Here is a 25699-nt window from a genome sequence, read left to right as displayed (position 1 = left end):
AACAACACATGTATGTTGATGGCCAATGGACGGGAGAGGATTTAAGCCAATTTGAGGTCATCAACCCTGCAACGAAACAAGTGCTTGGAAATGTGCCAAATGGAGGCAAAGAGGAAGCAAAACAAGCAGTGGATGCGGCACATTCTGCTTTTGAATCTTGGTCAAAATTGCCAGCGCAAGAACGAAGCAGGCTACTGGCTGAATGGCATCGATTAATCGGTGAGAATAAAGAAGAAATCGGAAAAATCATGACCTTGGAACAGGGGAAACCGTTACAAGAAGCGATCGGTGAGGTGGGCTATGCCAATGGGTTTATCTTGTGGTATGCGGAAGAGGCGAAACGTATATACGGGGAAACCATTCCCGCTTCCCACACGCATAAACGCATATTCGTGCAAAAACAACCCGTAGGGGTAGTGGCAGCCATCACCCCTTGGAATTTCCCGGCCGCGATGATTACGCGTAAAGTAGGCCCGGCACTTGCCGCCGGATGCACAGTCGTTGTTAAACCGGCAGAGGAAACGCCTCTGACTGCGTTAAAATTGGCGGAACTGGCCGATGAGGCAGGCATTCCACCAGGGGTCGTCAATATAATTACCGGAAACCCTCAAGCCATTGGAGAAACATGGCTTCAAGATAACCGCATCCGAAAGATCACTTTTACAGGTTCCACTGAAGTTGGCAAACAGTTGATGAAAGGAGCCGCTTACACGGTTAAGAAAGTATCGCTTGAACTAGGCGGCCACGCCCCGTTTATCATTATGGAAGACGCGGATCTAGACAAAGCTGTGGAACAGTTAATCGGATCCAAATTCCGAAATTCGGGCCAAACGTGCATTTGTACGAATCGCGTGTACGTACAAGCATCAATCTTGGAAACGTTCAGCGAAAAATTCAAAGCGGCCGTTTCGCAACTACAGACCGGCGGTGGCTTGGAAGAAGGCGTCGATCTCGGTCCTTTGATCAATGAAGGAGCGCGGTTCCATGACGACACAAGCCACTTCTTCAGGCGCGACTTCTGTTTTCAAAAATAGATCAAATTCATCAATCACGGACTGGACGTAATCGTCATCGCTTTGCTCATCTGGCTTGCGAAACATATACGGGTAAGGCGCGTGATAGACTTCGGGTGCAAAAGGGCCAAAGCCAAACTTATATGGTTTCACCTTGCCGGTCATCGCCATCGTCATATTCGTTCTTCCATGAAAGCCGCGGGAGAAGGTAACAACGGCTTGTCTGCCTGTCGCTTTTCTCGCGATTTTCACTGCGTTTTCAACTGCTTCGGCACCGCTGTTCAATAACAGCGTTTTTTTAGCAAAATTTCCCGGCGTGAGCTTGGAAAGGCGCTCTGCCAAATCAATATAACCGTCATACATGATGACGTTAAAACCTGGGTGGGTCATCTTTTCTACTTGTTCTTTGGCAGCTTCCACAACCTTGGGATGGGAGTGCCCGACATTCATAACACCTATCGCTCCGGCGAAATCAATGTAAGCATTTTCATCCTCATCGTAAAGTATTGCCCCTTTGCCGTGGCTCGCAATTGATCGATTGCCATTGCCCACGCCCCTTGGTATATATCGGTCTCTTTTTCTTGCCAAGTTGCCATATGAAAAACCTCCTAAACCTCTAATAGCGCTTTCAGTAATCATTGTTTTTGTTATTGTAAGCGTTCTTTGATATCCTTAACAGTACCAATTTTATTTTTTTAATGGTACCAGTTGGAGGTTCCTATGCTTCATATCCCGATTGACCGCGACCATTCACTCCCTGTTTATAAACAAATTTATGAATGGATCAAAAATGAAATTTTGCAAGGTACGTTGACGTCCGAAACAAAACTACCTTCAAAGCGCACATTGGCATCGTCAATGAATGTCAGTCAAAATAGTGTCCTTTCTGCTTACAATCAACTGATCGCGGAAGGATATTTATATACAAAAGAACGAAGTGGTTATTTTGTTGAAACGATCCAACCGATTCGCCCCCACCATGTAGAAAAAAAGCTCGATCCAAAATTATTGGAAACTCCTGCAAAATCTTATCGTTATTCCTTTTCCCATATGGGTGTGGATTCTTCCCTTTTTCCTGTTCAAAGTTGGCACCAGTGTGCACAAAAAGCCATCAGCGAAGATCAAACGTTGCTATCGGAAATTAACCACCCGCAAGGCACCTATAAATTACGGGAGATCGTGGCAAATAAAATTCGGCACACGCGCGGGGTCTTCTGCGAGCCAGAACAAATTGTAATCGGGGCAAGTACGCAATGGCTGTTGCAGTTATTCCTATTTGTCATCGCCGAACATGAACCGTTTGCAATTGAAGAACCTGGGTACCACCGGCTCAGCTCCTTGTTAAAAACATTGGGTCATGATGTCTATCACGTGCCTGTCGATACTCATGGCTTGAATGTAGAAAAATTACGGGAAACACCGGCAACTGTCGCTATTGTGACGCCTTCCCATCAAATGCCCACGGGATCCATTATGCCGGTCTCACGCCGAACAGAGTTGCTTTATTGGAGCTACGAAAAAGAAGAGAGGTATGTGATCGAAGATGATTATGATTCCGAGTTTAAATACGAAGGCGACATCATTCCTTCATTACAAAGTTTGGATGTCAATGGAAAAGTGATTTATATCGACTCTTTTTCAAAGTCGTTACTTCCCGATCTCAGAATGAGTTACATGGTATTGCCGTTGGGGTTAATCGATGTGTTTAAAGAAAAAGGTCTGCATTTTATGCAAACCACTTCCGTCCTTACACAATTGACATTGGCTCGATTTTTGGACAGCGGGGAATATGATAAACATATTAAACGCATGAGCAAATACTACAAAGAGATGAGAGCAAAAGTGATCGAGGCGATACAGGAGCGTTTCGGGACACGGGTTCGTGTGGAGGGCGAAAAAGCCGGCTTGCACTTTTTGTTACATTTGGATACAGAGGAACCGGTTGAGCCTATTATGGAGCGGGCGGATAAGATGGATATTGAATTATATTCGATTCAACGTTTTATGCATGGGCAAGTAGGAAGCGCACCACCGACACTGATCATCGGCTTTGCGAAATTGAAACCGGAGGAGATTTATGAAGCGGTGGAGGCTTTATACCAGTGTTGTTTTCCGGAGTAAGATTTTTTTTCACTCTTTCCTCAAAGCGTATTCCCGCCACCGCCGTTCCATTTTCTCCCGTCCCCGATCAATGTTTCGCATGAATTTAATAGGGGATGTTTCTCTTGCATCCGTGATTTTTTCCATGTATTTAATCATTTCTTTTTCATCAAGATCTTTAATGAACCCTGCTCTCCTGCTTACGAAAAAGCCGACGAGTTGTCCTTGAGCCATCGCTATTTTTGCACCTTCAATGCCTGTTATGTTCCCGGCGACATAAATCCCGTCTTGGGTTGTCTGCAAATCCTCGCCGTATAGAGGCACATGCCCGCCTAATTCTTCAATGTAGGCCGACTCGCAACCAATGGCAGCAGTGAGTTCCGTGACTGGATATAACCCTCCGGAAATGCAAACGCAATCGACCTCTATCTTTTGCTGTCGATTCGGTTGTATATTACCTTCGCCATCCATTTGGTCTACCGTTATGCTTTCTACTTGCTGACCCCCGTTTATTTCCCTTACGTTTTTCCTTATCACTAAAGGAATGTCCCACACCTTTACCCCTTTAGCAGGGTATAAATGAGCGCCCATGTTTCTTATAGATTTATATCGGGCTAATTTTCCCGCTGTTTTCAACATAACATTTGGTGCTAGATGCGCCATCGATGCCAAGTCAGAGATCATTTCTTTCGGCTCGGATTTTGTCCCTGAAAAATCATTGCTAGGCGGGAGAAAGAGACCAACGACATCCACTCCTCCCATTTTCATTTCATGGGCGACCGTTAAAGCTAATGGATCAACGCCAACTACCGCGACTTTTTTTCCGGGTTGCACACGGTGATAATTATTCATGACTTGCGCCGCTCCGATTGCCATCACACCCGGCAAGGTCCATCCAGGTAGAGGGATTGCCTTTTCGGCAGCCCCAGTAGCAATCAATATAAACGGGGCATGTAACTCCTTTCCCTTGTTCAACTTAACGTTCCACTTTGGAAAAATCCCCCACACTTCTCTTTCATACAAAAATCTAACGCCGAGTGCTTTTGCCTCATTATATAGAGATGCTGCCACCTGTTTTCCGATCCACCAACCATTTTTCGGCTCTTCATGCAGCTGGCCGATTAACTTTCCACCGGCAAACGGATTCTCGTCTAAAATGATTACTTTCAGACCGTTTTTCGCCGCTTCTATGCCGGCACTCAGACCGGCCGGTCCTGACCCGACTATGATAAGGTCATACTTCATGACTGAAACCCCTGCGATTCAACAATCATTTTATCCTCCACTGGCGTGATACAAGCGCGAACACTTCTTTTTCCATTAACCGTTACCCGACATTCATAGCAATGGCCGATGCCGCAGTAGATGCCTCGTGGCTCATTCCCCTTTTCTGAATGTCGCAACGTCCGGATCCCGTTGGCGAGAAGTGTTGCCGCTATGGAGTCGTTTTCTAGGCCAACGTAAGCTATTCCATTAAATTGGATGGTCACCTGTTTTTTATTTAAAGGTCCTAAGACCGGATGGTCCGTTATTCTCATCATTTATCCCTCTTCGTGTTGTTTGCTAAATCGGTTAAAGTAATCGGACGAATGGGGTTGGTATGCGTCATACGGCTGGAATCTGGGATCGCTTCATTCGTATGCATGGATAAAACTTGCTCTATAAGCGGCCGACATGTTCTTCCTTGGCAAATCCCCATACCAGCCCGCGTTTGCAGTTTTATTTCTTTAGATGTGACACTTCCCTGTTCAATTGCCTCCCTAATTGCGCTGTAATACACCTCTTCGCACCGACAGACCATAACATCTTGCATTCGCGGCACCTCCAGTGTTTCTTAGTTGATGGCATTGAACATGTAGGCCATTAAAGTGTTTGGATCAAAAATTGGCAGTTCAGTGACCGTTTGCATTGCGTTTAGATAAGGAGGCATGTTCGTACATTCCAGCACAATCGCCTTGACTTCCGGATGGTTTTGGAGTAAACGCAAAGTTACTTGCGTCATTTCTTTCGTGACCGCAATCTTATGCAAGTTTTTCGTTTGCTCGACAATGGCAGAAGTGAACGCGGGCATGTCATCCATTCCTTCAATAACTACAGGACTATGATGCGCATCAACACCTTTGAGATGTTGATTCGTTAAACTCGAACGCACAGCTGTTATTACACCTACTGTGCCACCTGTAACAAGATTCGCGAAGGGGATTTGAAGCAAACTGGAAGAAAAGAAAGGAACTGTTAATTCCTTTTGTATCTCTTTTTGAAAAATAGCAAGGAAACCACAACTCGTCGTAATTGCCTTGGCACCATCACTTTCCAGCTCTTTGGCGGCTTTGACGAAAGGATCGATCAGTGCATCGTCCCCGGTTTTATTCATCACACGAGAAGCGGTCGCTTCCTTTACCACTTTATAAATGACCGGAAATGAAAACGTCTCTGGATTTCCAATATCCCCTTTTGGCCTAGGAAAAGTTGTATCAAGCATTAATATCCCGATCATGTTTCTTTCCACCTTTTCATTATATAAACCAAGCGATCAATCCCACAAGCGTTAAATACAACGATGCCGGCACCGCCAGAATCATCACTTTTACTGGGTCTACCTTTTTACTTAGTATACCTCCAATGAGCCCAGCCACGACAAACGCTGTTAACCCTACGGGTGGTAGATTTTGGCCGCCTGCGGAGATATGGGCAGCCCCAAGGGCGATATTCACAGGATCTACATCAAGGTTTTCCAAGGCGGGACCAAGAAATGGAACCGTTATCGTCTGCGCGGTCGTTTGCGACCCAGTAAGCATTCCAATAAACAACATACTGGCCGTGCCACCCAACTTAAGTGCTGTGGCTTGTAGCCCTTCCATAAGTTCTGAAACGCGATCGATCACCCCTGTCGCGGAAAAGACTCCGATCATGAATCCCGCCGCCAATTGAATTTGCACGGTTTTTCCTATGTTTTTCAACCCTTGTTTAAACACTGTTCCAGCTTCTTTACGTACACTACGGTAAAAAAAACTGACGAGAGCGCCCATAATAATGGCCAATACGATTGGAAATACGACTCCATTTAAAATAGGTAATTCTTCAAGATAAGCCACTAATTGACCCGTCGGTTCCCAAACAGTAAAAATGTTAACATCCAAACCTGTATCAAGAACGACAATAACTGCCAACACAATAAGCGGCACTAACGTTTTCCATCTTTCTTTAATGATGGTAAAAAAAGATTGATCCGGCATTAGATGTTCCGGCAAACGTTTCCCACGCACAAATCGGCTGGCATCAAGTATCGCAAACAAAACGCCCCCTGTAACGGTGAAAATGCTAATGACAATGACAGGTGTTGGATCCATGTCCAGCAAGGAGGTAGATAATATAACCCCTTGAGAAATCGGAGGCATAAGAGAGCCCAGTGAGGCACCCACCAATATAATCATGCCAATTTGCTCAGGCTTGATATTCAAATCCGCTAATGAGCGAATAACGAGAAACCCTATGACTGCAGAAGCCGCGATGGCATCCCCCAAAAGAGACCCTGCAAACGTTAACGCGATCAAAACAGCCGCAACCAAACCTAACGAAGATTTGCCGAAAATCGAACGTAAGCTGAGCATCGTTGTCTGCATCGCGCCTAATTTCACCTGCGTCTCAGCATAAATGCTTCCCGTGATCGATAACATGATTACCCAAGCAAGTTGATCGACTCCATCGATCAAAGCAGTACCAACTTCTATCGGGGTTAATCCCCCCATTATCGCGGCAGTAAGCGCGGCAAGGAGTAACGCAATTCGCACATCTCCTCCAATTTTTGGAATTCGTGGGATTAATACAATTGCGAACAATATAAGCATCGGAATTACGATATCAAGCATTTGAAGCCCTCATTTCTTATTTCTATAAGCGATCGAGTTTTAATTTTCCGAGAAAATATTGATAGTCTCCTTTTCCATCGATCAAATCCCGGACAAGCAAACCGGTAATGGGGCTTAAAGCGATTCCATCCCCCTCGTGTCCCGCTGCTATAATGAATCCTTTCACATCACGGGACTCATCAATAATAGGCAATCCATCCCCTGTGTACGGACGAAAACCTACCATGGAGCGAATAATTCGTACATTCCCTAGACTTGGAACGATACTCGCCACATGTTTGGCTATCGCTGGGAGAACGTTCGACGCTATGGATTTGTTAAAACTTTTGGTTCAGTAACAATTTACGGGGGACATGAATCGACACCCGATAAAACAGGAAAATCCAAATCACCTGTCGAAATGGATAAGTACCCACAAAACCCATACGAAAGGTGATTTGGATGCTTACCCATTATACCATGGTCCATGAATGTAAAGAAGTCCCTTTTGCCATTATCCATCAAGAAGAAATTCCATTTGGTTATCCGAACCCAGGATTATATCGCTACCTTCAGTTACTGAATGAAGGCACACGTTGTCCGGATTGTGGGTACTGGACAACCCGAGTGCATGAGCATCACATGAAGCAAGTGGTTGCAGGCGCTCACAACGATACACCGATCTTTGATCATTTCAACCATCGTCGATTTATATGTGATGCCTGTTGTCGTACGTTTATGGAGCCATTACCTTGGCTCAAACCATATCAACGAATGTCGGTGATAGCCAAGCAATCACTGATATTTGCAACGGCCGACCGTACCTTCAAATCGGTAGGAGAAGCCTTTGATCGCAGTGGTCAAACTATTGGGGTCCATGCACGCGCATGTCATGGGGAGCATCCAGCTATTTCGGATCGATCCACCCCCGCACTCATCGGCCTTGATGAAATCAGTTTGGCCAAAGGAAAAGGCAAGTATCGGTTGGTCATGTACGATCTCTCGGTACCATGGCGGCCCCAGTTATTCGAGTTACATGAAAGTCGTCGCAAAGAAGCTGTCATGGATCTTTTCAACCAATTGTCTCAACCTGAACAAGTGATTGCGGTTGCGATCGATATGTGGAGGCCTTATCAGACAGCGATTAAGGCCGCCCTCCCTCAAGCGATCGTGGTCATTGATGCCTTCCATGTCATCCAAGCTTCGACGCGTGCCTTGGACGATGTGCGAAAAAGCGTCCAACATGTTTTGACCAAAGAAGAACGGGTGGCATTAAAAGAAGACAAAGACTTGTTTGCTGAACGAACGGAAGAATTAACCCCGGAACAACAAGAACGTCTGAAGCATTGGGAGACAACATCACCGACGTTAGCTCAAGCCATGCGCCTGCATCAAAAACTTCGCCAATTGTATCAATGCCATGATCTGGAAGAAGCATTGGATCATTTAGGGGCGTGGGAAAAAGAGGTCATCGCCTCTTCCCTGGAGCCGTTCGATGATCTTCTCAAGACGATTTGGAATTGGTTGCCGGAAATTCTCCATCGGTTTCACTATCGTATATCCAACGCCAAAACCGAAGGGAAGAACAACCAACTCCGCACGATGAATCAACAAGGGTTTGGCTATTCGTTATTCTCTCTTCAAGCTCGGATGCAGGTGAAGGAAGAAAAAGAGGCGATCCTTAAATGGAGAAAATATCAAGCTCGGTGTGAACAAAGAATCCATCAAGAAGAATACCCACCGGCAACCTAAGGATTATCGACAAAATTTGCTCTATAAAGCAAGGTGCGGGACTTCATTGTCGAATATTGTCATCCATCCCGTGATTTGTGATAGAACCAAACTTTTAAATTCTCTGCTGGCACCGATAAGTAAGTTACCGTCATCTGTTTGCCCTAAGGAGAGGCCGATCCCGAACGCGGGTGCTTCCTCAGTCAGGTGTTTAGCAGCAAGGTATTGGGAACATAAAATGTTTCCTTTTACTACGGGGGTTACTTTTTCCGAGATTAGAATAACCCCGCGCCGTGGCTGAATTGGGGTATTTACATCTGCCATGTCGCCAATTTGCGGTGCAAAGGGGCCGGCTGCGTTAACTACAATCTCTGTTGAAATATATTCTTTTGCCGTTTTAACCCCTACAACTTTTCCATTCTCAATGGAAACATCAACGGCTTCTGTATGTGTCCGAATCTCAACCCCTTTTCGTCTCGAAGCATCGGCAAATGCCTGGCTTAATAACAACGGATTGACTTCCGCGTCCTCATTGCTGTACGTGGAACCGACAATGTTTTTCGATAAAATCGGTTGTTGGTCGATTGCTTCTTTCTTGTCTAAAAGTTGAATATCGATACCCGCCTGTTTTTGCTTTTCCACAAAATCTTCCATGAAAGGCAGGTATTTTTCGGATTGAACGACAATCATCCCGCCCCCTCGCTTGAATTCAAAAGAGAAATCAAGCTCGTCTTCAAGATTTTCATAAACCGCTCTGCTGGCTTTTGCCAGTTCACTCGGAAATCCCGGTTTTTTAGATTGGAGAAAGATAGCCTTATCACAAGATCCAGATGTTTTCGAACCTATTTCTTCCTTTTCGATTAAAATGACCTTTCGATTCTCTTCGGCTAAACGATAGGCAATCGAAGTCCCGATCACCCCTCCGCCGATCACAACGGCATCTGCTGTCGTCACGAAAATATCTCTCCTTAAGATTTTCTACCAATCTTTGATCAATGGATACAAAGCTTTAAATTTTGTATATAAGTCCTCATATGTCGCCTTCACATCGGCGTCAGGATAATATGTTTTCATCGGCTGGTGTTGCATGAACTGCTGATGAAATGCCTGATAATCGGACACCCATTGCAAGTGGACAAAACCCGCGGCAGCTACCCCTAATGAAGGTAAATATTCGGGGTGCTCAGGCACACGTACAACATTCCGGCACATATCGGCTAAGATCTGACACCACGCTTCGCTCTGTGTCCCTCCACCAATAAGAGTCAAGGGTGTACGCCTTGCACCATCGCCTACTAACGTTTCAATCGTCTGGCGTATCGACATGGACACCCCTTCCAACACGGCGCGGCTTAAATGTGCTTTTGTTGTTGTCTCCTTCATGTTCATAAAAGCACCCGAAGCAGACATGTCCTGGATTGGAAAACGCTCGCCTTTAAGATATGGTAAAAAGAGAACATCTGATGCACCGGGATCCGTGGATTGAACGGCATTTTCAAAACCTATGTAATCTTTGTCCCCGCCATTCCCAAAGAGATCCACTGCCCAAAGGTGTGCATTCCCAACATTGAGCATTGGCGCTATGGCAATGTATTGTTCTTGAGAAAGGTCCGTAAGATGAAAAATACCATCTGCTTGCTCCGTAATTTTTTCGGTTACATATGCCACCCAACCTGTTGAACCGAGGTAGACGTATTTATCCCCATGATCCATGACCCCGGCACCCATAGTAGTTGCCCCGGCATCACCGGCCCCGCATAAGACAGGCGTTCCTCCCGCAAATCCACTTTGCTTCGCACTCTTTTCAACGACTCCCCCAACCATCGTGCAAGGGGCGGATAGAGGCGGAAGTTTTTGAGCATCGAGTCCTTGCTCCTCCACCCACTCAGAAGCCCATTCCTTGCCGCGCAAGTCCATCATCCCGGTAGTGGCACCGGTGACAGGATCGGCAACTGCTTTTTGTATAAGCTGAAAAACCACATAATCTTTGGCACTCACACAAATGGTCTCCGTTCGCTCATACGATTCACGTTCATGTTCCTTCAGCCACTTCATCTTCGGAAAAACCATTGTTCCATCAAAATGATTTCCTGTTTTCATAGACAAATCAGGAATGTCATGCGCAATATGGGCAGCCTGTTCCTCTGCACGGTTATCAGCGTACAGAATGGCAGGACGCACCGGTCGGCCGTCGGCATCTATCGGAATACAATCTTGCATCTGCCCGCTCATCACAATCGCTTTCACATTTTGGGAATTCACGTGTTCCCACCAAGAAACAGCAATGTGACATACCTGGTCCCACCATTGCCCGGGATCTTGTTCTACACGTCCATCTTCTCTATAATCCGTCCGAATCGGACGCGTTTCGGTGCAATGCAAAGAACCGTCCTTCCCAACCAAGACGCCCTTGATACTTGAGGTGCCGATATCAAACGTCGCAATATACTCCATGTTTTTCCTCGCTTACCTTCATATTTTCATAATGTATGTAATAACTTAACACGCCTATGCCCGTTGGGCAAATTCGCATCTTTCAGCTGCTTAGAAAAATTTCTTCTCTATTAAATCTTTGCGAAAGGGTTTACAATGAGCAGTTATCATGTTGTATACTTATAATACAAATTTTGATATCGCTTACAACGAAGGGAGGTCTTTTCCTTGTCGATTTTCGATTTAACCGTGGATCTCGGTTTGATTTCAGTATTACTTCTGATTGGTGTTTGGCTAAGAGCCAGATTTCAATTTATTCAAAAATACTTTATTCCGGCGAGTATGATTGCCGGTTTTATGGCGTTAGCTTTTGGTCCCAATGGATTCGGCTGGTTACCGTTTTCCGGATCTATCGCGGATTATCCGACGATATTAATCGCGATTATTTTTGGTGCGATTCCCATTGGAGCCGCCCAAGTGAATTGGAAAAAGATCTTTCATCGCGTGCGTAATATGTGGTTTTATTCCATGACCCTTACCTTATTAATGTGGCCAAGCGGGCTTATCATCACCTATCTCGTTTTAGGGCATATCTGGGATTTGCCATCTGGATTTGGGTTTGCGCTCGGAGCCGGGTTTATTGGCGGCCACGGTACTGCTGCAGCTATTGGAGACGTTTTTAACGCTCATGGTTGGGAAGAAATCACCGCTCTTGCTTACACATCTGCAACCATCGGTTTGCTTTGTGCCATTGTTGGCGGATTATTCATTATTAAGCGCAATGCAAGGAAAAACCAAACGGCCTTTCTTTCTGATTTTAACGATCTTCCTGAAGATTTAAGAACAGGCTTGGTGAAAAAGGACCATCAAGCATCCGCGGGAAAAGAAACGGTTTCTCCAAATACGGTCGATCCGCTTTTCTTCCATCTAGCGATTATCGGCGTCGTCGTTGTTATTAGTTATTACTTACAAGAGAGCCTTGAAGCTCTTTTTCCTCAAATGAGCGTCCCTTTGCTAAGTCTGGCATTTATCGTTGGCTTGATCGCGCAAATGATTTTAAGCAAATTAAAGGCTAATCAGTATGTCGATAAACCTACCGTGAATCGAATCAGCGGAACAGCCACGGATTTGACGGTTGCTTTCGGCATCGCCTCTATTAATCTCGCCATCGTCGCGGATTATATTGTGCCGCTCGTAGCCTTATTTATTTTTGGTATTGTTTGGGCCTATTTAATTTTTCATTTTATATCTCCACGTGTCTTTCACCAGCATTGGTTCGAAAACGGGATCTTTGGCTGGGGATGGAGCACAGGAACCGTAGCCATGGGCGTTGCCCTTCTCAAAGTGGCTGATCCAAAATCAGAAGCTACAACCCTTGATGATTACGCGTTGGGATATGCAGGGATGGTTCCATTCGAAGTCATTATCATTACGTTTGGTCCCCTGTTAATTATTAGTGGGTTTGGCGTCGTTTTCACGCTGGCCTTGCTCGCGTTTTGGGTGATTCTTTTTGTCATAGCGGCCAAATCAGGTTGGTTAGTAAGTGAAAAAAGAGTAAGAGAGCGAAGAAAAGCATTATAAGACGAGGAGCGTCTTTATGAAAATCGAACGAAAAAAAGTTTCCATGCAAGTGTTTGATCACATTAAAACAATGATGGAAGAGCAAGAGCTTAAACCAGGAGATAAACTGCCCACCGAAAGCTATTTTACCGAACTATTCGGGGTGAGCCGGACACCGATCCGCGAGGCGCTCAGTGTCCTCGAAGCCAGTGGATTGATCACTTCAACTCAAGGGGGAGGGAGTGTTATACAGCCCATCTCCGCTTCCAATTTAATGGAAGAAACACGCTTTCAATTTATGAACCCTCTTGAGGTCGTTGATCTGCTGGAAACGCGTATGATCCTTGAATCCGGCGCTGCTTACTTTGCGGCCAAACGGAGAGAACCTGCAGACCTGGAAGTTATTCAGCAAGCCCTCACGAACATCCGAGATGTTCAATCGGAAGCAAAAATAGGTTACGAGGAAGATATTCATTTTCACAAAGTTATTGTCGAGGCTTCTCATAACCCGGTTCTAGTCCAAACCATGGGGAGCATCTCGAATTTATATGAGAAAGCGGTGAAATATTCATTATCCAAAAACCTGGGGTGGGATGAAAAAAAACAGCAAGTCCTGCAAGAACACGAAGCCATCTATGTAGCGATCGAAAAGAAAGAAGCGGAAGAAGCGAGAAACGCAATGATTAAACATCTGGAAAATGCAAAAACAAAGCTTGCTCAATATATTCACAATGACAGGAGAGAGAAATAATGATCGAAAAGCATATCCATTTTTATAGTGAAGGGTTCAAGTTACAAGGAACTCTCTATTATCCCGATAACATTGGCGAGAATGACAAAAGGCCAGCAATTATCCCTAATTCCGGCTATCAAGGATTTAATGAGTTTTATCCGAAGATGTTTGCCAAAAAAATGACCGAAGCCGGGTATATTTGCCTCGGTTTTGACTACCGGGGATTCGCCGATAGCGAGGGAGAGTACGGAAAGGTACTAATTGAACAACAAGTCGAAGATATTCACAACGCGATCACTTTTTTGCAATTTCAAGAAGAAGTTGAGCAAAATGCGATCGGGCTGATTGGCTGGGGGATGGGCGCGGCAAACGTCATTCTCGCCGCCGCGAACAATGAAAACGTTTCTGCAACGGCTGCCTTAAACGGATTCTATCATGGCGAACGATGGCTGAAATCCATTCATTCTTATAAAGAATGGGTGCAAATTCTCGAAACCGTAAAGGCCGATCGTGTGCACCGTGTCTTTCAGGGAGACTCACAACTCGCCGATCCTTTTATTCATTACCCGCTGGACCCTTCCACGAAAGAGTATGTTGAAAAAGAACTGGCATCCGTTTACGGGTTCGGTCAACAAACGACGTTGCAGTTCACGGAATCAATTATCGATTTAAATGTAGAAAGAGTCGTTAAAGAACTAACCCCACGACCGTTGTTTATCGGACATGGAGAGGAAAATTTGCTCCATCCTTACGAAGAAGCGACAAACCTATATGAAAACGCCGCTTCACCCAAGACTCTTTATACTGTAGAAGGCAAGCATAATGACTTTATGTATAGCGACCACCCCGAATTTAAGGAGCTTTGTGGACATTTAGTTCCTTTTTTCCGGGATGCTTTTGAGAAAAGCACATCCCCTCTTCGAAAGGAAACCTTATAATGAAAAAAACATGGCACCCATTACTTGAAGGAGCAATCGAACTACACGCCCACTCTTCCCCGAGCATTTTCCCCAGAAAACAAACAGACTGGGAACTCGTGGAGGATGTCGATCAAGCAAACATGGGCGGTATCGTCTTGAAAGCTCATGAAGGGGCGACGCATGACCGAGCGACGCTTCTGCAGGAAAAATATCCAAATTTAACGATTGCCGGCGGACTCGTCTGTAATTTATTTACAGGAGGGATCTCCGGCCAATCCGTCGATATGGCCCTACGCATGGGGGCACGCGTGGTTTGGATGCCCACCCTCTCAGCAGCGCAACATCAAAGCTACTTCGCTCGCCACAGCAAATCGAATATTTTTAACAGCGAAGAATCATTGGATGTTGATGATGATGGTTTAACCGTAACCGCCAGCGGAATCATTAAAGATGAAGTGAAAAAAGTATTGGCATTGATCGCTCATAAAGACGCTGTTTTAGCTACCGGGCATTTAGAGGCTGAAGAGGTGATGATTCTCGTTGCAGAGGCCAAACGACAAGGGGTAAAACGCATTTTAATTCAACATGCCGACCTTGGCATCGCCCCGCTTACCCTCGAGCAGCAAAAACAACTGGCTATGCAGGGATGCATCATTGAAAAGTGCTATCTTGCATGCGGCCATGATTTTCAAGATATAACCATCAGCGAAATGGCTCGCTCGATTGAAACGATTGGTGCAAACCATTGTGCATTGGTCACCGATTATGGACAATCACATAATATTCCGGTGGTTGAAGCTTTGGAGACGTTCATCATAGAGCTGTTGGCTCAAAACATCAACGAAGCGGACATCCGCCAAATGGTTGTGCACAACCCCCATTCCCTTATACAAGGATAGGAGGAATTTATCATGGAAATAGGATGGATAGAAGCTTTACAGGAAAAAATAGACGACCACATGATAAGCGCTCGTTCCGACCTTGACAACTATCGTTACGATTCTTCTTTTGGTGAGTATTCTCCGGAAGCCGTCGTTTATGTCACGAGTACCAAGGCAGTCAGTCAAGTGTTGAAGATCGCTAACGATTATAAAGTTCCGGTCACGCCCAGAGGCCAAGGAACGGGTTTGAGTGGAGGCGACCTTCCTGTCCATGGAGGCATTATCCTCGATATGAGTCAGTGGCCGGCTTCGGTAGAAATTTTTCCCGACGATTTAGTCGCGCGTGTATCCCCCGGAACACTTACCTCCGTAATTCACGCGGAAGCGGATAAATATGGGTTGATGTACCCCCCGGACCCGAGCAGTTCCAACATTTCCACGATTGGCGGCAACTTAGCAGAAAATGCCGGAGGCCCTCGCGGCTTGAAGTATGGAGTCACCAAGGATTATGTGCTCGGTCTGGAAGTCGTGACCCCGGAAGGGGAAGTGATGCAAACAGGCGGGCACACCATTAAAAATGTCACAGGATTGGATCTTACAAAGCTCATGGTAGGATCTGAAGGCATTCTTGGAATGATTACAGGCGCGACGTTAAAACTGATTCCAAAACCGTCCTCAGTGCAAACGGTGATAGCTGCCTTTTCAACGATGGAAGAGGCCGGCAAAGCCATTTCAAAAACACTAACGTCCGGGATTCTTCCTGCAAAAATAGAATTTATTGATCAGGCTTGTGCACGAGCCGTTGAAGAATACGAACCTCTAGGCCTTCCTACGGACATGGAAGCTATTGTATTAGTCGAAGTAGACGGCCATCCGACAGCTGTCCAAGAAGAAGCCACCACCGTTTGTAAAATCATGAAAGAGGTTGGAGGAACCAATGTCTTCCTGCCACAGACGAACGAAGAAGCTTCACGCGCATGGCAAGCTCGAAGATTGGTATCCCCCGCGATTGCAAAAATCAAACCTACAAAAGCATCTGAAGATGCCACTGTTCCCCGAAGCCAAATCCCCGAGATGATGGTGCGCTTAGCAGAAATCCGTGATAAATACAACCTTTCTCTTGTTGTATTCGGGCACGCGGGAGACGGCAACCTGCATCCTAACATTTTATGTGACGAACGTGACCAGGCGGAGATCGCCCGGGTCGAACAGGCGATTGAGGAAATTTTTCATGCCGCTTTGGAACTGGGGGGGACGCTTTCCGGAGAACATGGCATCGGAACGATGAAATCCCCTTTTCTGGAAGAAGAGCTAGGTCCCGTTGGGGTAGACATGATGAAAAGGATTAAGGAAGGCTGGGACCCGAACAACATCATGAATCCCGGAAAAATCTTTCCCGACAAAGGGCAAAGATTGATTCTTAGCCGGCGGCTTGAGGAATAAGTTTTAAAGCCCAACCTCCTTCAAAAAGGCGTTGGGCTTTTTTAGTAGGTAAGAAAAAGTATAAACCAACTTTCTTACCTACATAAGTGCAACTAAGGCTTTCGCCATAAAAGCTTGGCGAAAAGCCAAGTTTTCTAATCAAACTCCCGAATAAGCGGAAAAACCGCCATCAACAGGAACCACGATGCCATTAACAAAACCGGAGGCGCGAGCATTCACCAACCAAAGCAATGCGCCGACTAACTCTTCCGGTTCGCCGAAGCGTGCGTCCGGGGTTTGCGCTAAAATTTTATGGGCTCGTTCGCTGAGACTCCCATCATCTTTATACATTAATGCCCTATTTTGATCCGTAAGAAAAAAACCAGGCGCAACCGCGTTTACCCGGATGCCAACATCGGCAAAATGAACCGCCAACCACTGGGTGAAATTACTCACCGCTGCCTTGGCCCCGCTATAGGCAGGGATTTTTGTTAACGGACGATCGGCATTCATCGAGGAAATATTAATGACGGTGGCTTCTTCTTTTTCAACCATATCTTTCGCAAAGACTTGCGTCGGCAATAAAGCGCCGATAAAAATCAAGTCAAATAAATTCTTCACAGCGTTCGGATCGAGGTCGAAAAACGTTTGCTGCGAATCATCAGTTATTGCTTCAGGATCCAATTTTTCCTGAGATGTTGTTGCTTGCGGATGGTTGCCGCCGGCGCCATTGATTAAAATGTCGCAAGAGCCGACACGCGCCAATACATCTTGATGAACCTCTTCCAATGCATTGGGATCCAAAACATCCACGCTATAGCCGCAGGCGGTTCCGTCGTTCTTTTGAATGCGCTCTGTGACAGCGTCTACTTTGTCTTTGTTGCGCGCTAAAACAACGACGCTTGCGCCTGCTTCGGCGAGTGCTTCACTGAGCACGGAACCGAGCACCCCGCTTCCGCCGGTGACGACCGCCACTTTATTTTCCAGATTGATATGAAATGGAAGCTCCATTGACTCTCCCTCCTAGGCTTGCTCTAACGTATCGATCACGCCGTTTAAATAAGTGGCACCCAAGGCACGATCGTATAAACCGTAGCCCGGCCGGCCTTCTTCGCCCCAAATCATTCGTCCATGATCCGGGCGAATGGGACCTGTGAAGCCGACCTCTCGAAGCTTACGGATAATAGCCACCATATCCAACGACCCATCTTCAATGGAATGGGACGTTTCTTGAAACGTTCGTTCTCCCGTCCACTTCACGTTACGTGCATGGACAAAATGAATCCGTCCTTTTGCCGCTTCGATGATGCCGGTCAGGTCATTGGACGGATCTGCCCCGTAAGATCCGGAACAAAATGTAATGCCATTATTGGGGCTATCGACTGCCTGTAATAGATATTGGACATTTTCTTTATTCGTCACAACCCGTGGCAAGCCAAAGATCTGCCAAGGTGGATCGTCGGGATGGATGCCCAAGTATATGTCTTCTTCTTCGGCCACCGGTACAATTTCCCGTAAAAAATAAATCAAATTCTCCATTAACTGTGTTTCGGTAATGGATTGATAAGCGTCCATGATTTTACGCAAATCGTCCGTTTGGTAAGATAAATCCCATCCGGGCAACGTCAATTCGCCGCTAAGAGGGTCAATGCCTCGAATCTTTTCTTCGTCGTAAGACAAGGAATTGGATCCATCCGGCAAAGCTGCGGCCATTGAGGAGCGCGTCCAATCAAACACGGGCATAAAGTTATAGCAAACGGTACGAACACCCGCTTCAGAGAGATGACGCAACGTTTGTTTATAATTCTCGATCCATTGATCTCGCGAAGAAAGCCCCATTTTTATATCTTCATGGACCGGAACGCTTTCAATCACATTGAGTTTTAACCCATGCGCTTCAATGCGCGACTTTAAATCAATGATTTTTTCATAAGGCCAAACCTCTCCGGCCGGAATATCGTAAATCGCGGAAACAACGCCGGTCATCCCCGGAATTTGGCGAATATGATCAAGGGTGACCGGATCGTCTTCTCCAAACCAGCGAAAACTCATTTCCATAACGACACCTCCTCGTTTTAAAGGTTGAAAAAGCGTTTCGCGTTATAATAGCAAATGTTTTCCACATATTTTTGCAGCAATTTCATGTCCTTAGGCGCTTTTCCTTCTTCCACCCAAGTTCCAAGTAAGTTGCATAGGATTCTTCGAAAATATTCGTGGCGCGAGAAGGACAAAAAGCTTCTCGAATCGGTGAGCATCCCGACAAAATTGCTGATAAGCCCAATGTTTGCCAACGTCTTCATCTGATCTTCCATCCCGTCAATATTGTCATTGAACCACCAGGCCGTTCCGAATTGAACTTTTCCCGGGATATCGCCACTTTGAAAGTTCCCCGCCATCGCGGCAAGAACTGGATTATCCCTTGGATTCAACGTATATAAAATCGTTTTCGGCAACTTCTCATTAACCTCTAAAGCATTAAGGAAATTCGCCAATGGTTCAGCCAGCAAGCGGTCTCCCATGGAATCAAAACCACTGTCCGGACCGAGTTTTTCAAACATCCGGGTATTGTTGTTGCGGAGAGGGCCGATATGAAATTGCATCGACCAATCTTTTTCCGCATACGTTTCCGCGAGTCTAAGGAGCGTATACGTTTTGAACTGGTCGATTTCTTTTGTTGTTAGCGCTTCTCCGTCCTTTCTTTTTTGAAAAACACCAGCAACGTTTTCCTTCGTCGCAGCCTCGTAAAACATGGCGTTAATGCCATGGTCCGAACTGCGGCATCCGTGCGCATCAAAATAATCAATACGCTTGATTAAAGCTTGCAAAAAGTCATCATAGTGATCAATCGTTATGTTTGCTGCTCGCTCCAATTGCTGTACCCAGGAAAAGAAATCATCGCTTTCCACTTGCAAGGCTTTATCAGGTCGATAGGAAGGCGATACCGTTGTGGAGATGTCCTCGTTCGCCAATTGCTGGTGCGTAGCCAAATCATCCGCTGGATCGTCTGTTGTACCAACAAAGACCACGTTTTCTTTTTCCAACAATGACCGCGCGGACAACTCCGGCTTTGCCAACTTCTCATTTGCTTCCTCCCAAATCGCTGGGGCCGTCTCCCGATCTAAAAGTTCATTAATCCCCAAATAACGGCTGAGCTCTAAGTGAGTCCAATGATACAAAGGATTGCCAATCGTGTTGGGCACCGTCTCTGCCCAAGCCAAAAACTTCTCATAATCACTTTTATCACCGGTGATATACGCTTCGCTGATGCCGTTCGCGCGCATCGCCCGCCATTTATAATGATCACCCGCGAGCCAAATCTCGGCAATATTTTTATAGTTTTTGTCTTGCAAAATTTCCTCGGGAACGAGGTGATTATGATAGTCAATGATCGGCATATGCTTCGCGTAGTTATGGTAGAGTTCTTTGGCAGTTTGATTAAATAAGAGAAAGTCCTCTGCATTAAACGTTTTCATTAAAGATCTCCTTTCTTAAGTTACGTGTATACATTATTTGTTGAAACAACAAATTATAAAGCAGAAATAAATTTATCCATAGCCATCCAATTTATTTTTACAGGTCAAATAATTCCGGTAAGTAAAGACTCAGCTGTGGCACAAATGTAATGACAAGAAGAATAACGACCAACATAATGAAGTATGGTACAAGAGCTTTAATGACACCTTCAAATCTTGCATTGGCTACTCTCGTGCCAACGAACAACACGGTTCCAATAGGTGGTGTGATGTTTCCGATACAGAGATTGAAAGTGACGATAATTCCGAAGTGAACCGGGTCTATGCCAAGGTCCATAGCAATAGGGAAAAGAATTGGTGTGAAAATCAGAACTGCCGGTGTTATGTCCATGAAGGTACCTATCACTAACAATATTAGATTAATCAATAGAAGCAGGATAATCATATTGTCCGTAATGGAAAGCAGGCTCGAGCTAATTCCTTCTGGGATCCCCGTATAGGACATAACAAAAGAAAACATAGCTGAAGCTGTAATTAGAAATAGGATCATACCCGTGATGGAGATTGTTTCTCTTAAGATCTCCGGGATATCTTTTAATGTAAGGCTCTTGTACAGTACGGTAAGGATAGTCGCGTACAATACTGCCACAGCTGCAGCTTCTGTTGCTGTGAAGAAACCGGCAATGATCCCACCCATGACGATTACAATCAACAGAAGACTCGGAAGGGCACTTAATATGATATATCCTTTGTCTTTCCAAGAAATAGTTTCCGATACCGGGTACTGACGCCGTTTGGCAATGAAGTAAGCCATTATAATGACCCCCAGTCCCCAAAGAATTCCTGGGATATAACCAGCAATAAACAATGCCGCAATCGAAGTACCGCCACTAACCAGTGAGTACACAATTAAGAGCGGACTTGGCGGCAGAAGCAGACCGACAGGAGCTGAAGCGATATTGGTCGCAGCCCCATAGTTGCGGGAGTATTTCTGGTTGACCTGCATCGGAATCATTACACGCCCTATGGCCGCTGCCGAAGCAACACTGGATCCTGAGATCGAGCCGAAGAGCATGTTTCCGACTACGTTTGTGTGGGCAAGGGATCCAGGGATGCGCCCAACTAGAACCTTCGCAAAATTGATCAGCCTAAACGCTATACCACCGTTGTTCATAATTATACCAGCCAGTATGAACAAAGGAATGGCCAGAATAGTAAAATTATCCACACCTACCGCTAGTTGTTGGGCGGTGGTAAACATGGTCATGTCAAAGGGGAGAATCAGTAGCATGGTTATAATTGCACTGACGAGCACCGCCAGGCCAACCGGAACACCGAACACAAGCAGTAGTCCAAGTGTCAGAAACAATACCAAGCCGGCGAAAATAGTCATAGTGTATCTTCCCTACTTTGATATGACGTTGATTTGTCAGTTACCATTTCGTGAATTGCATAAAAAATAATAAACAATCCTGCTGTGGGCACCGCCAGATAGGAAACTACCATGGGAAGGTCCGTGGCTGGCGCGGTCTGTGCAAATGACTGTAAATTAAGATAAATGCCCCCCAGTAGCATCGGTATAGCACCGAGAGAAATCCATAACAGAGAAATAATTTTATCTATCGCTTTTTGAAATCGTTTGTTGAATTTTTCGCGCAGAAACTCGAGTGCAATATGCTGTTTTTCCCCAAATACATAAGCGGTTGCCAGAAGTGTAAACCAGATCAACATAAAGCGGATGATTTCTTCACTGGTTGAACTTGGAACACCTAATACGTACCGAGAAGTCACCTGCCACATGGACAAGGCTGCCATACAGGCTAGCAGTGCAGCCGTAATCCAGAACAGTGCTTTATCCAGGTAGAGTTTGGCTGTATCCATGTTATCCTTCCCCCCTGATCATCCTGTATATTTCGCCTGTATCTTCATCCTGTGCAAATTCTTCATGCAAGGGCTGAACAGCTTCGATAAATGAATCTTTGTTCACCTCATGAAACTCAACATTCATTTCCTCTTTTGCAATTTCAGTAGCAGATTCCATCTGTTCTTCCCAGATTTCTTCATGGTAGCGAGTAGATTCCAACCCAGCTTCCTCAATGATCGCCTGTTCCTCCTCTGATAGCTCGTTGAATCGATCACTGTTAACGAGTAGAATGTCGGGGACAATGGCGTGTTCAGTATAATAGTAATTTTTCGCTACTTCACCGTGATTATCATCGACAAGAGCATTGACGTTATTTTCCGCTCCTTCGATCATCCCTGATTGCAAAGCTGTATATACCTCCCCGTAGCCTAACGGCGTAGCAGTACCTCCCAGTGCCTCAATCATCTGAATGTTGGTATGACTAGGTTGGACCCGTATACGAAGGTTGTGTATATCTTCATTGGTTTCAACGACCTGGTCCTGATCCGTAGTGTACACATTGCGAATTCCAGCATCGTAATACGTTAGACCGGTGAGGTTGATGTCTTCAGTAGTGGCATAAATGTCATCCATAATATTCGGGTCATTCATGACTTCACGATATTCTTCTTCATCCTTAAATAAATAGGGAAGACTAAAAATTGAGTAGACAGGATCAAAACTTTCCAACGCGCTGGCACTCGCCTTAGTAAAATCGACGACCCCTTGTTGAGTGAGCTCAATGACTTCCCGCTCATCGCCAAGTTGACCGCTTGCGTAGAGTTCAAACGTGATTTCCCCATTGGATTTCTCTTCGACAAGCTCGGTAAACCTTTCCAGCGACAGATGGATGGGATGGTCTTCCGGCTGGTTGTGTGCAAGAATGTAATTCTTATCTTCGGCTAGACCTTCTGTTGAATATTGACATCCATACAGCAGCAATATAATGCTGAATGTCAAACAAATTCCAACTTTATTCATTACCGAACCTCCTAATCTTCAAAATTAACGACTTTTATAACCAGAATTCCTTAGCTTTTTCGCCGTTCACCCATACGGGCCGATTGTCTAATTGAGGTGTATAAAAGTTAAGTACCAGCCTTCTGTCTGTATGGTGGTTCTTTTTTTCCACAATGACATGGACGGCTTCTTCTGTTGACCACATCCTCAAGTGAAGAGCAGTGAAGATTTCTCGGCTTTTTTCTGCTTCATCATAGTACTCAAAGGTGACGGGTTGAGCCTTCTCTCCTGGGTAAAGACGTACCTCTAAGCTTTCAGAGGCCTCTGTCTCAATCGGGAGGATGCTGCCTCCTTTAACAAAAACCGGGGTATAGGACAGCGGTGCAGGGACGCTTACATGTTTCCCACCCCCGTAAAAAAACTCTGTGTGAAGGTCGTACCAACCACCTACATTTGAAGGCAGGTAAACCTCCCGTTCTCGACTGCCCGGAGTGACAATTGTACAGATGAGTAGTTCGTCACCAAGCATAAATTCATCGTTCTCAATATAGGCCTGCATATCTTCCGGGAAAGCAAAAAAGGTCGGTTTCAGAATCGGCTCGAAATGCTCAGAGGAATGGCAGATCAGACTGAATATATATCCTTTCAATTTTTCATGCCAGTCCATTGCATCAACTACATGATGAGTGATTTCAGAGTGCATCCACGGTTCGTTTACAGTTCCATCGTCATTCCATGAATGGATGGTGAACCTTGGATAGTAGACGCTACTCTGAATCCAGCGAAGAAAAAGTTCGGAATTCGGGGCATTCCCTGAAAATCCCCCAGTATCATGACCGAAATTATAAATACCGGACAAACTCAGTCCAATAGCCATTTTGACGTTGAACTTTAGAGTATGCCAGCTCGTATGATTGTCGCCGGTCCATGTCTGTGCATACCGATTCAGACCGGCACATCCGGAACGACTAATGAGGAAAGGAATCTCGTCAGGGCAATATTCCTTCTGGGCTTCTAACGAAGCCTTCGTCATTAAAAGCGGGAAGACAGCTCGATAGTTGTGAAATTTACCTCCTTTTCCGAACAAATCAACAGTTGCTTGTGGATTCCAAACTTCAAATTCGTTGTTGTCATTCCATGTTGAGGTGATTCCTTTATGCAATAAGGCTGTTTTTACTTTATCCTTCCACCACTTGATCGTCTGTTCATTGGTGAAGTCCAGATAAACACCTTCTTCATCCCAGAACTGCACCACTTCCGGGACACCGCTCTTGTCGGTGATCAAAAGGCTGCGATCTGCCACTTCCTGATAGGCTGGATGATCAATCAACAGGCTCGGCTTGATGTTAGCAAGGATGCGTACACCTCGTTCGTAAAACTGTTCCGTAAACGCTTTTGGATTCGGAAACTTGTAGCGGTTCCAATGGAACACATAACGTTTTTCCCCAATAGATGTATAACCGGACGATAAGTGAAACGAATCGCAATGTATATCATATTGCTTACACTGATTCAGAAACTTAAAAAGCTTTTCCTGGGAACGGGGTTCATCAGTATACCGCATCGTTGATCCTGAATAGCCAATACTCCATTTCGGGACTTTCGCCGGGCGCCCAGTCAACCAGGAAAATCTACGGGTCACATCTGCCACCGTTGGTCCGCCAATGAAGTAAAAGTCGAGAAAATCGGAGTTCGTCTGAAAATATCGATAGGCACCGTGATAGTTATCGAGTTCGCGACCCATATCAAACAAGCATTCATTATAATCATCATAATACAACCCGTAAGCCATTCTATTCTCCCTAGAAAACGTAGTGTAGAACGGAATGTGCTTATAAAGCGGATCAGTCTTTTCTGCGTTATAGCCCATAGCATCAATGTTCGACATACGGAACCGCTCGCCGTGTTTGTTAACTAAGCCCGTCTTCTCACCGAACCCATAATAGGCTTCCTGCTCCCCACGATGCAGGTAATGAGATACCGGTGCATCAGATGCAATTTGAAAAAAATAGGCCTGAGTCCGTCGATCTTCAGCAAGAAGTGTATACCCATTTTCTTGTTTTCTGTACCATTTGCAGGTAAAGTGATGCAAATCCATTTCCAGCTGAAGTAGTTCTGTTTCAATCCGACATATGTTTTCGTCAATAGTTGTTGAGTATTCCGGAAGGGAGAAATTGGTATGGATGCTTTCGCGGTCTAGACCTTCATAAGGTACCTCCGTGTCGCCAGGCGCTACTGCCCATGTATTCACAGGCAATACAGGTAACTGCTTTGTCAGCGTAACCCGGATAATCTCTTTTTCCAGAACCGAGACTTTTAAATAGATATCATGGATATGGGAATGAAATTGAAGCTGGTTATCTTGTTCTCGCACAAAATTGAATTCGTTTTCATGAGAAGCTTTCATTGGGTAAGACTCCTTTCTTCAAAAAACCTAGTTCATTAACTAGACGAAAAAGTACTGTGATTTAAAATAGAAGTACAAAGAAAACAATGTAAGAAGCTGTCCGAGATTTCGTTTATGCACCATTTTTTATATTTGTTTATTAAACAAATTAAAAACGCTTACACATAGAGTATAAGAAAACGCTTTATTTTTCAAGGTGAAATTATGATTTATTAACGCTTTTTTCAACAAGAATATATCTTTTTATCCAGTGCATTCCTGCTAGAGATTATCTCGTGTACGAACCTCGCCCCATTGTTATAAAAGAACTTTTGT

General features: G+C 45.2%; 22 protein-coding genes and 2 pseudogenes. 8 read left to right on the top strand and 16 right to left on the bottom strand.

Features of this window, described 5'->3' with window-relative positions; translation table 11 throughout:
• Positions 1 to 8 precede the first annotated feature (8 nt).
• Positions 9 to 977, top strand: a pseudogene (locus EPH95_RS18410) (NAD-dependent succinate-semialdehyde dehydrogenase); the annotation flags it as partial.
• Here EPH95_RS18410 and EPH95_RS18405 read toward each other — a convergent pair.
• Positions 978 to 1652, bottom strand: a pseudogene (locus EPH95_RS18405) (aminotransferase class III-fold pyridoxal phosphate-dependent enzyme); the annotation flags it as partial.
• A gap of 81 nt (positions 1653 to 1733) precedes the next feature.
• On the opposite strand from EPH95_RS18405, the gene pdxR reads away from it, so the two are divergent.
• Entirely contained in the window at positions 1734 to 3134 is a 1401-nt protein-coding gene (gene pdxR / locus EPH95_RS18400) for a MocR-like pyridoxine biosynthesis transcription factor PdxR (RefSeq protein ID WP_142091391.1), read from the top strand.
• Positions 3135 to 3143: 9 nt separating this feature from the next.
• Here the strand turns inward: pdxR and EPH95_RS18395 are convergent, their stop codons facing one another.
• Genes EPH95_RS18395 through EPH95_RS18370 form a run of 6 tightly spaced genes read right to left on the bottom strand, consistent with a single transcriptional unit; the run spans position 3144 to position 7292 of the window.
• Positions 3144 to 4358, bottom strand: a complete 1215-nt coding sequence (locus tag EPH95_RS18395; protein ID WP_142091390.1) for an NAD(P)/FAD-dependent oxidoreductase — start codon at positions 4356 to 4358, stop codon at positions 3144 to 3146.
• Entirely contained in the window at positions 4355 to 4654 is a 300-nt protein-coding gene (locus EPH95_RS18390) for a (2Fe-2S)-binding protein (protein WP_142091389.1), read from the bottom strand. Before EPH95_RS18390 ends, EPH95_RS18395 begins: the two co-directional genes overlap by 4 nt.
• A complete protein-coding gene (locus EPH95_RS18385; RefSeq protein ID WP_142091388.1) occupies positions 4651 to 4926 on the bottom strand; it encodes a (2Fe-2S)-binding protein in 276 nt (91 codons plus the stop codon). Before EPH95_RS18385 ends, EPH95_RS18390 begins: the two co-directional genes overlap by 4 nt.
• Before the next feature lie 21 nt (positions 4927 to 4947).
• Complete coding sequence (locus tag EPH95_RS18380; RefSeq protein ID WP_227003982.1) at positions 4948 to 5622, bottom strand: aspartate/glutamate racemase family protein; 675 nt, start codon at positions 5620 to 5622, stop codon at positions 4948 to 4950.
• A 7-nt stretch (positions 5623 to 5629) separates the two neighbouring features.
• Positions 5630 to 6982 (bottom strand): TRAP transporter large permease subunit, encoded by a 1353-nt coding sequence (locus EPH95_RS18375; protein WP_142091386.1) that lies wholly within the window; start codon positions 6980 to 6982, stop codon positions 5630 to 5632.
• Positions 6983 to 7004: 22 nt separating this feature from the next.
• Entirely contained in the window at positions 7005 to 7292 is a 288-nt protein-coding gene (locus EPH95_RS18370; protein WP_142091385.1) for an NAD(P)/FAD-dependent oxidoreductase, read from the bottom strand.
• Positions 7293 to 7423: 131 nt separating this feature from the next.
• Between EPH95_RS18370 and EPH95_RS18365 the strand changes: the two genes are divergently transcribed.
• Positions 7424 to 8713 carry an ISL3 family transposase gene (locus EPH95_RS18365; protein ID WP_142088183.1) on the top strand — a complete coding sequence of 430 codons (1290 nt, stop codon included), beginning with the start codon at positions 7424 to 7426 and terminating at the stop codon, positions 8711 to 8713.
• A 21-nt stretch (positions 8714 to 8734) separates the two neighbouring features.
• Here the strand turns inward: EPH95_RS18365 and EPH95_RS18360 are convergent, their stop codons facing one another.
• Complete coding sequence (locus EPH95_RS18360) at positions 8735 to 9646, bottom strand: NAD(P)/FAD-dependent oxidoreductase (protein ID WP_160141855.1); 912 nt, start codon at positions 9644 to 9646, stop codon at positions 8735 to 8737.
• Between the two features lie 24 nt (positions 9647 to 9670).
• Positions 9671 to 11146, bottom strand: coding sequence for a xylulokinase (locus tag EPH95_RS18355; RefSeq protein ID WP_142091383.1), 1476 nt, complete (start codon positions 11144 to 11146; stop codon positions 9671 to 9673).
• Positions 11147 to 11353: 207 nt separating this feature from the next.
• Here EPH95_RS18355 and EPH95_RS18350 point away from each other — a divergent pair, with 207 nt between their 5' ends.
• The 5 genes from EPH95_RS18350 to EPH95_RS18330 are packed head-to-tail and all read left to right on the top strand — an operon-like array spanning position 11354 to position 16662.
• Positions 11354 to 12706 carry a sodium/glutamate symporter gene (locus EPH95_RS18350; protein WP_142091382.1) on the top strand — a complete coding sequence of 451 codons (1353 nt, stop codon included), beginning with the start codon at positions 11354 to 11356 and terminating at the stop codon, positions 12704 to 12706.
• A 16-nt stretch (positions 12707 to 12722) separates the two neighbouring features.
• Complete coding sequence (locus tag EPH95_RS18345) at positions 12723 to 13436, top strand: FadR/GntR family transcriptional regulator (RefSeq protein ID WP_142091381.1); 714 nt, start codon at positions 12723 to 12725, stop codon at positions 13434 to 13436.
• Positions 13436 to 14356 (top strand): alpha/beta hydrolase, encoded by a 921-nt coding sequence (locus EPH95_RS18340; RefSeq protein WP_142091380.1) that lies wholly within the window; start codon positions 13436 to 13438, stop codon positions 14354 to 14356. Before EPH95_RS18345 ends, EPH95_RS18340 begins: the two co-directional genes overlap by 1 nt.
• Positions 14356 to 15237: a DUF6282 family protein gene (locus tag EPH95_RS18335; RefSeq protein ID WP_142091379.1), complete on the top strand. Its 882-nt coding sequence runs from the start codon at positions 14356 to 14358 to the stop codon at positions 15235 to 15237. The genes EPH95_RS18340 and EPH95_RS18335 overlap by 1 nt, the downstream gene beginning before the upstream one ends.
• 12 nt (positions 15238 to 15249) lie before the next feature.
• Positions 15250 to 16662, top strand: a complete 1413-nt coding sequence (locus EPH95_RS18330) for an FAD-binding oxidoreductase (protein ID WP_142091378.1) — start codon at positions 15250 to 15252, stop codon at positions 16660 to 16662.
• Between the two features lie 138 nt (positions 16663 to 16800).
• On the opposite strand, the gene EPH95_RS18325 is transcribed toward EPH95_RS18330, so the two are convergent.
• From EPH95_RS18325 to EPH95_RS18295, 7 genes are all read right to left on the bottom strand, one after another.
• Positions 16801 to 17652 (bottom strand): SDR family oxidoreductase, encoded by an 852-nt coding sequence (locus EPH95_RS18325; RefSeq protein ID WP_142091377.1) that lies wholly within the window; start codon positions 17650 to 17652, stop codon positions 16801 to 16803.
• A gap of 12 nt (positions 17653 to 17664) precedes the next feature.
• Positions 17665 to 18699: a mannonate dehydratase gene (gene uxuA / locus EPH95_RS18320; RefSeq protein WP_142091376.1), complete on the bottom strand. Its 1035-nt coding sequence runs from the start codon at positions 18697 to 18699 to the stop codon at positions 17665 to 17667.
• Between the two features lie 17 nt (positions 18700 to 18716).
• Complete coding sequence (gene uxaC, locus EPH95_RS18315; RefSeq protein ID WP_142091375.1) at positions 18717 to 20114, bottom strand: glucuronate isomerase; 1398 nt, start codon at positions 20112 to 20114, stop codon at positions 18717 to 18719.
• 97 nt (positions 20115 to 20211) lie between these two features.
• Positions 20212 to 21507: a TRAP transporter large permease gene (locus tag EPH95_RS18310; RefSeq protein WP_142091374.1), complete on the bottom strand. Its 1296-nt coding sequence runs from the start codon at positions 21505 to 21507 to the stop codon at positions 20212 to 20214.
• Positions 21504 to 21995, bottom strand: a complete 492-nt coding sequence (locus EPH95_RS18305) for a TRAP transporter small permease (protein WP_142091373.1) — start codon at positions 21993 to 21995, stop codon at positions 21504 to 21506. Before EPH95_RS18305 ends, EPH95_RS18310 begins: the two co-directional genes overlap by 4 nt.
• A 1-nt stretch (position 21996) precedes the next feature.
• Complete coding sequence (locus tag EPH95_RS18300; RefSeq protein ID WP_142091372.1) at positions 21997 to 22998, bottom strand: TRAP transporter substrate-binding protein; 1002 nt, start codon at positions 22996 to 22998, stop codon at positions 21997 to 21999.
• Between the two features lie 34 nt (positions 22999 to 23032).
• Entirely contained in the window at positions 23033 to 25384 is a 2352-nt protein-coding gene (locus tag EPH95_RS18295; protein WP_142091371.1) for a glycoside hydrolase family 31 protein, read from the bottom strand.
• Positions 25385 to 25699: the final 315 nt, after the last annotated feature.

Source organism: Salicibibacter halophilus (assembly GCF_006740705.1).
In the GTDB taxonomy this organism is placed as follows: Bacteria; Bacillota; Bacilli; order Bacillales; family Marinococcaceae; genus Salicibibacter; species Salicibibacter halophilus.
The sequence above is the reverse complement of the archived record's forward strand: the minus strand, read 5'-3'. Positions and strand labels throughout refer to the sequence as shown.

Excerpts from the sequence above, each read along its gene's own strand:
- pdxR (WP_142091391.1), top strand. The coding sequence starts at position 1,734 with ATGCTTCATATCCCGATTGACCGCGACCATTCACTCCCTGTTTATAAA.
- EPH95_RS18395 (WP_142091390.1), bottom strand. The coding sequence starts at position 4,358 with ATGAAGTATGACCTTATCATAGTCGGGTCAGGACCGGCCGGTCTGAGT.
- EPH95_RS18390 (WP_142091389.1), bottom strand. The coding sequence starts at position 4,654 with ATGATGAGAATAACGGACCATCCGGTCTTAGGACCTTTAAATAAAAAA.
- EPH95_RS18385 (WP_142091388.1), bottom strand. The coding sequence starts at position 4,926 with ATGCAAGATGTTATGGTCTGTCGGTGCGAAGAGGTGTATTACAGCGCA.
- EPH95_RS18375 (WP_142091386.1), bottom strand. The coding sequence starts at position 6,982 with ATGCTTGATATCGTAATTCCGATGCTTATATTGTTCGCAATTGTATTA.
- EPH95_RS18365 (WP_142088183.1), top strand. The coding sequence starts at position 7,424 with ATGCTTACCCATTATACCATGGTCCATGAATGTAAAGAAGTCCCTTTT.
- EPH95_RS18355 (WP_142091383.1), bottom strand. The coding sequence starts at position 11,146 with ATGGAGTATATTGCGACGTTTGATATCGGCACCTCAAGTATCAAGGGC.
- EPH95_RS18345 (WP_142091381.1), top strand. The coding sequence starts at position 12,723 with ATGAAAATCGAACGAAAAAAAGTTTCCATGCAAGTGTTTGATCACATT.
- EPH95_RS18340 (WP_142091380.1), top strand. The coding sequence starts at position 13,436 with ATGATCGAAAAGCATATCCATTTTTATAGTGAAGGGTTCAAGTTACAA.
- EPH95_RS18335 (WP_142091379.1), top strand. The coding sequence starts at position 14,356 with ATGAAAAAAACATGGCACCCATTACTTGAAGGAGCAATCGAACTACAC.
- EPH95_RS18330 (WP_142091378.1), top strand. The coding sequence starts at position 15,250 with ATGGAAATAGGATGGATAGAAGCTTTACAGGAAAAAATAGACGACCAC.
- EPH95_RS18325 (WP_142091377.1), bottom strand. The coding sequence starts at position 17,652 with ATGGAGCTTCCATTTCATATCAATCTGGAAAATAAAGTGGCGGTCGTC.
- uxuA (WP_142091376.1), bottom strand. The coding sequence starts at position 18,699 with ATGGAAATGAGTTTTCGCTGGTTTGGAGAAGACGATCCGGTCACCCTT.
- uxaC (WP_142091375.1), bottom strand. The coding sequence starts at position 20,114 with ATGAAAACGTTTAATGCAGAGGACTTTCTCTTATTTAATCAAACTGCC.
- EPH95_RS18310 (WP_142091374.1), bottom strand. The coding sequence starts at position 21,507 with ATGACTATTTTCGCCGGCTTGGTATTGTTTCTGACACTTGGACTACTG.
- EPH95_RS18305 (WP_142091373.1), bottom strand. The coding sequence starts at position 21,995 with ATGGATACAGCCAAACTCTACCTGGATAAAGCACTGTTCTGGATTACG.
- EPH95_RS18300 (WP_142091372.1), bottom strand. The coding sequence starts at position 22,998 with ATGAATAAAGTTGGAATTTGTTTGACATTCAGCATTATATTGCTGCTG.
- EPH95_RS18295 (WP_142091371.1), bottom strand. The coding sequence starts at position 25,384 with ATGAAAGCTTCTCATGAAAACGAATTCAATTTTGTGCGAGAACAAGAT.